Origin of the sequence: Schlesneria sp., assembly GCF_036405755.1 — a bacterium.
Classification (GTDB): domain Bacteria; phylum Planctomycetota; class Planctomycetia; order Planctomycetales; family Planctomycetaceae; genus Schlesneria; species Schlesneria sphaerica.
Genome location: NZ_DASWWZ010000417.1, coordinates 1 through 4,804, shown reverse-complemented (window position 1 = coordinate 4,804; position 4,804 = coordinate 1). Strand labels below are relative to the sequence as shown.

Annotated in this window: 3 protein-coding genes; 2 read left to right on the top strand and 1 reads right to left on the bottom strand. The window is 54.2% G+C overall.

The genetic code is table 11. The features are described from left to right. Positions 1-1,416 (top strand): hypothetical protein (locus tag VGE80_RS14305; protein WP_440593139.1); only part of this gene is annotated, 1,416 nt, incomplete at its 5' end. A gap of 477 nt (positions 1,417-1,893) precedes the next feature. Beyond that, on the top strand, positions 1,894-3,003 hold the full coding sequence (locus VGE80_RS14300) for a pyridoxal phosphate-dependent aminotransferase (protein WP_440593138.1): 1,110 nt from the start codon (positions 1,894-1,896) through the stop codon (positions 3,001-3,003). A 189-nt stretch (positions 3,004-3,192) separates the two neighbouring features. Here VGE80_RS14300 and VGE80_RS14295 read toward each other — a convergent pair whose 3' ends face one another. Beyond that, on the bottom strand, positions 3,193-3,972 hold the full coding sequence (locus tag VGE80_RS14295) for a FliA/WhiG family RNA polymerase sigma factor (RefSeq protein ID WP_373653778.1): 780 nt from the start codon (positions 3,970-3,972) through the stop codon (positions 3,193-3,195). Between the last annotated feature and the right edge of the window lie 832 nt (positions 3,973-4,804).

The following is a 4,804-nucleotide window of genomic DNA, read 5'->3' as shown; positions in this document are numbered from 1 at the left end:
TTTCAGAAGCTGGGAGCGTATGGCACCTTCCATCCCGCCTGGGACAAAATCTACGGCGATCCATCGACCCCCTCCACGGCCGTTGTCTTTGGTGAGAAGGGGAGCGGAAAAACGGCTCTGCGGCTTCAGATTGTCGAACATACCGCGAAGTACAATAAAGCGAATCCCGATCACCGGGTCTTCATCGTCGACTACGATGACTTCAATCCGTTCCTCGATTCCTTCAACGAGAAAGTCGGCTGGACGGGGGCCAAACCCGAAAAGACACTGCAAAAATGGCGTCTTTGGGATCACATCGACTGCATCCTGTCACTCGCCACCACGGCGCTCGTTGATGATATTACCTCGGGCAAAAGTTCCTCGGAACAGGGGCCGTTCCACGCTTCGGCAGAAAAAGCGGCGACGTTGTCACCCAGCAACAAACGAGATCTGCTGCTGCTGGCCTCGTTTTACGATCACAGCACTGACAACGCGCAGCAGACTCGCTGGTCGAGCCTGCGTCGGAAACTGGGGGTCTCGAACTGGCGCAGTTATTGCGATTTCACCATCGGGCTCGCAACTACTGGCGTCCTGTTCGGTCTGCTCGCTTACCTGCAAAAGCTGGATCAACTGGGGCGGTACTGGCCCTGGCTGGTACTGGTTGCCGGGTGGGCACCCTGGCTTTGGAATCAGTTCAAGATGGCCACGCTGGGTTGGAAGGTCGCCCGTCAGATTCGCGTCCTGGACCGCCCCGTCAACCAGCTAAGATCTGTGCTGAGTCACTTCGATAGCAAGGATCTGGTCGGACAGCCCATTCCGTCACGTGACCGCAGCGACGATCGTTATGAATTGCTGACGAAACTCCAGAATATTCTGGAGGGACTCGGATTCGATTCGATCACCGTGCTGGTCGATCGAGTCGATGAACCCCACTTGATCAATGGTTCCCCCGAGCGGATGAAGGCTCTCTTGTGGTCGATGTTCGACAACAAGTTCCTGAAGCATGCGGGTATTGGTTTCAAGCTACTGCTGCCCGTCGAAGTCAGCTTCTACCTGACGCGGGAAGATAAGGAATTCTACGAAAAGTCACGGCTCGACAAGCAGAACCTGATTCGCACTCTCGAATGGACCGGCGAATCACTGTTTGACCTGGCTAACGACCGGGCTCGTGCCTGCACCACGAATGCGGACAAGCAGGTCTCGATCAAGAACTGGTTCGACGACTCCATCAGCGAAGCGGAACTGGTGGGTCATCTTTCAAGACTGCGCGTTCCCCGGCATCTGTTCAAGTTTCTGCATCGACTGCTGGTCGAACACTGTCACCGATACACGGACGAATCGCCACAGTGGAAGATCAATCGCGAAACGCTGCAGTCATCCCTGGCGCTTTACCTGCGCGATCTGGAAGCCTATGACCGCGGTCTTGGAACGGGTTGATCACAACGAGTTCACTTCCTAAGCGGAACAGGTCTTTCTGTTCCGCTTGAATCCGGGGGGACAGGATGGCGGACGCGACACGGCACGCCATTGACACGACAAATCAATCAGGATTTTCCGAAACGTCAGTGTGTCGCAGTGGCTGGCTGCCCCTTCAAGTGGTGGCTTTTTTTGCCGCTCAGCCGAATTTGACGACGTACCGTGCGAGGGTTTCGTCAAGCTGCACACGACTCTCCGGTCCAGGTGATCGCATCAAATTCCGATTCGGGGAAGGGGCCTGAGGGACGACTCATGCCAATTCGCGCAGTGGTCGATTTCTTTTCTCGCTGACGGGACCCCAACTAGAACCCGGCATCCCGTGCATCCGTCTCCCGCTGACGATGATCGATTCAGTACCGATGGACCGAGGCGGTGTGGTATTGTGAGAATTGTGTCTGAGCCGGCCTGGCGATTTCTTACTTGAAACTGACAGAACAAATGAGTGATTCCTGGATTGCTGATCGGATGCATCAGATCGATGCCTCTGGCATTCGCAAGGTCTTCGACCTGGCGGCGACGATGAAAGATCCGATCAATCTGAGTATCGGACAACCTCACTTCGATACGCCCGACCCGGTCAAGAAAGCGCTGATTTCTGCGGTCGAGGGGGGAAAGAACGTCTACAGCGTGACTCAGGGGATCTCTCCCCTCCGGGAAGCGTTACAGGCTCGAGTGACTGCGGAACTGGGGCATGCCGACCGTCAGACATTCATCACCAGTGGAACGAGTGGCGGGCTGCTTCTGGCACTTTCCGTCCTCGTGAATCCAGGTGACGAAGTCATCGTATTTGATCCCTGGTTTGTGATGTATAAGCATCTGGTCACGCTGGCTGGGGGAACCTGCCGCGTGATTGATACCTATCCTGATTTTACCATTGATCTGAACAAGGTCCGTGATGCGATCACACCGAAAACGAAGGTGATTCTGTGCAACAGCCCCTGCAATCCCACAGGGCATGTCGCGACGGAAGAAGAGATGAAAGGGCTGGCGGAACTGGCCGCCGAAAAGAACATCTGCCTCATTAGCGACGAAATCTATCGCGTCTTTACGTATGAACAACCCTTCGTCAGTCCGGCAAAGTGGAACGACCAGACACTGGTGATCGACGGATTCAGCAAGTCTCACTCGATGACCGGACTGAGGCTCGGGTTTGCTCACGGGCCTTCCCATCTGATCCAACAGATGATTAAGTTGCAGCAGTTCACCTTCGTCTGTGCACCGCAGCCCGTCCAATGGGCGGGGCTTGCAGCAATGTCGTATGACGTTTCGCATCACGTGGCCGACTATGCAAAGAAACGTCTGTTCCTGATCAACGAGTTGAAGAACGACTACGACATTCGTGGCAGTGGCGGGGCATTCTACCTGTTTATCAAGTCGCCCAAGGGGACCGGCACCGAGTTTACGAAGCGGGCGATCGAGAATGGTCTATTGATCATCCCTGGTAACGTCTTCAGTCCGCACGATACTCACTTCCGCGTCAGTTTTGCAGCCGAGAACGAGACGCTGGCGCGTGGCGTCGAAGTACTGAAAAAGCTCGTTCGCGAGTGATCCGGGGCTGTGGTAGAGGGGGGACCAGCAGCGTCCTGTCTGCTGATTGAATCTGTACAAATTCGAACGGCATTGGATAGCGCGGGAGTGATGATCGCAATGCAAAAAAGCCCGGCACCATCGCGTGATGATGTCGGGCTTTGATGGGGCACGTGGGCGAGTTCATTCTCGCTGACACGCGGCTGAATGCTACTGTGCAAATTCGGGACGACGGCGGTTCAACTGATCCTTCAGGCGTGCGACGATGCTGGAATGCATCTGACTGACGCGTGATTCCGACAGTCCCAAAGTGGTACCGATTTCTTTCATCGTCAGCTCTTCATAGTAGTAGAGGATGATGATCAATCGCTCATTGCGGTTCAGCCCCTTGGTGACGAGCTTCATCACGTCACGTTTCTGGATGCTGTCGGTGGGGTCTTCCCCTTTGGTATCTTCGATGATATCGATTTCGCGGACGTCTTTGTAACTGTCCGTTTCGTACCATTTCTTGTTCAGGCTGACGAGATTGACGGCAGAAGCTTCTGACTTGTGCTTGTCATACTCTTCCATCGGCAGGCCCATCTTCTGGGCGATTTCTGCATCTGATGGAGGACGGCCGAGTTCGGCTTCCGCTTCCTTGCGTGCCGCTTCCAGCTTGCTGGCTTTGCTACGGACAAGGCGTGGTACCCAGTCCATCGTGCGCAGTTCGTCGAGCATGGCACCGCGGATACGGGGGACGCAGTACGTTTCGAACTTGACGCCGCGGTCGAGGTCAAATGCTTCGATGGCATCCATCAATCCGAAAACTCCGGCGGAAATCAGATCGTTCAGATCGACTCCGTCGGGAAGCTTGGCCCAGACCCGTTCAGCGTTATATCGGACAAGCGGAAGAAATCGCTCGATAAGAGCGTTTCGCAAGTTCTGATTGGATTGATCTCGCTTAAAGTCCTGCCAGACCTGGGCGATTTCTTCGTCCGTTGCAACCTTCATTACCATCACACCCTCCATGGTGAGCAACCGGCTTCCACAGCGTGATTCTCTGTGGACGTGGCGTCGATGCCCGCGCTGTGGTTATTTAGTTACCAGTATTCAATTCAAGCCGATTTGCGCTGTTGATCCGATTCTGGCTGAACGCTTCCACCTTCCTGGTGGACAGGTCAGACGTCCTCTGATCAGACACTCCGCCATATCCCGTTCAATCATTATCGGCACAAGGAACCCTTCCATTTGAACTAATTCACTTTAATTCCCCCGAACGTCATAACCGGCCTCTTCTGGATCAAAGTGGAAAATTGGAAAAGAAGAAATCAAGATTTACGCGGCAATCATCAACTGAGTGTCTCCACAGGAAGGTAATTGCCTCAGGCCAGTAACTCGATTCGACATGGTTGAGCAAGGGCTCCCGACGGCTTGTCGATCCGGTAATCGTGGCATCACCGGAAGTGAGCTTTTCGATTCCGCAAGGTCAGGGGCACCTCGCGTCTGCCCCAGGTAGATAGGGGCGTAAACCGGATCATTCGTGTGCAAGGGTGTTGGCATCATCTGAATAAAGCTGCTGTTGTTGTGATTGGAGCGTGTCAAAGTACGGACGATGACTGTTGATCGAGCAACGGGGTGTACACCGTCGGCTGATCTACCCAGCCAATTGCAGTAGGCTGCGAAATTCAAATTGTGGAGTTGGGGAGAAAATCGTCGGCGATCTTGATTCGAGGGAGAGTCGATTCAAGATTGGTGCATGAACCCCGGTTGGGCCTGGGTTCTGCTCTATAAGTTGTCATCTGTTGTCAATTGCGCTGCAGTTGAATGGGAGGATTCAGTTGCA

Bases quoted from the DNA above. Each gene is read 5' to 3' on its own strand.
- VGE80_RS14300 (WP_440593138.1), top strand. From the start codon at position 1,894: ATGAGTGATTCCTGGATTGCTGATCGGATGCATCAGATCGATGCCTCT.
- VGE80_RS14295 (WP_373653778.1), bottom strand. From the start codon at position 3,972: ATGAAGGTTGCAACGGACGAAGAAATCGCCCAGGTCTGGCAGGACTTT.